The organism is endosymbiont of Lamellibrachia barhami (assembly GCF_011947365.2).
Taxonomy (GTDB): domain Bacteria; phylum Pseudomonadota; class Gammaproteobacteria; order Chromatiales; family Chromatiaceae; genus QGON01.
Genome location: NZ_JAAVSH020000004.1, coordinates 1 through 1000, shown reverse-complemented (window position 1 = coordinate 1000; position 1000 = coordinate 1). Strand labels below are relative to the sequence as shown.

The following is a 1000-nucleotide window of genomic DNA, read 5'->3' as shown; positions in this document are numbered from 1 at the left end:
CGGCGCTTCCCGCTATATCTCAAAAAAGTTCCGCTCCTGCTTTGAACTGGAGTGCAAAGCGCTCAAACGGGTGCGTGAAGAGATGGGATTCGACAACGTCGAGATCATGATCCCCTTTGTCCGTACCCTGAATGAGGCGGCTGAGGTGATCCGGTTACTGGAGGCGAATGGACTCAAACGGGGAGAGCGTGGCCTGCGTGTCATCATGATGTGCGAACTGCCTTCGAACGCCATACTGGCAGAGGATTTCCTGGCCTATTTTGACGGTTTTTCCATCGGCTCCAACGACCTCACTCAGCTGACATTGGGACTGGACAGAGACTCAGGACTGGTGGCCCACAGCTTCGATGAACGTAACCCGGCGGTGAAGAAGATGCTCAGCATGGCGATTGATGCTTGCCATAAGCAGGGCAAATATGTCGGCATCTGTGGTCAGGGACCGTCCGACTATCCAGATCTGGCCCGCTGGTTGATGGAACAGGGCATCAGCAGCATCTCGCTGAACCCGGATACCGTGATAGACACTTGGAAAATGCTGGCGGAGTCGGAATAATTCACAAAGGGGCAATCGGGCCAAATCATTTATATAGATCACATACCCGGAAAAGATGACCAAAAAATACAGTGTCGGATAACCCTTGAAAGCAGTGACGTTGAATGTAACCATCCGTCGTGGATCGGCCTGTCGAAATGATGGCCCGAAAATGTACAACCATCAGGATAACGAGGACCGGCATGAGCAACCATTTTGAATCTCCCCAGGACGCTGAAGACGCCTACTATGACGCCATCGATGAAATGGATCTGGAGGCCATGATGGCCGTTTGGGAGGAATCTGATGAGGTTCTCTGTCTGCTGCCCATGTCACCTGCTCAGAGAGGACTGGAGGCGATACGTAAAGCCTGGGAACCCATGTTGAGTGGGGATATGGTGCTCGACATGGAGATCAAACATTTAAGTTGGATCGAAACAGATGATATTGCCATCCATCTGATCAAAG

General features: G+C 51.7%; 2 protein-coding genes. Both read left to right on the top strand.

The genetic code is table 11. From position 1 onward, the window contains the following. The coding region (locus G9Q73_RS19010) for a putative PEP-binding protein (protein WP_304956677.1) at positions 1-553 on the top strand (553 nt) is incomplete at its 5' end. 182 nt (positions 554-735) lie between these two features. Further along, positions 736-1000: YybH family protein (locus tag G9Q73_RS19005; RefSeq protein WP_177421539.1), on the top strand; the 265-nt coding region annotated here is incomplete at its 3' end.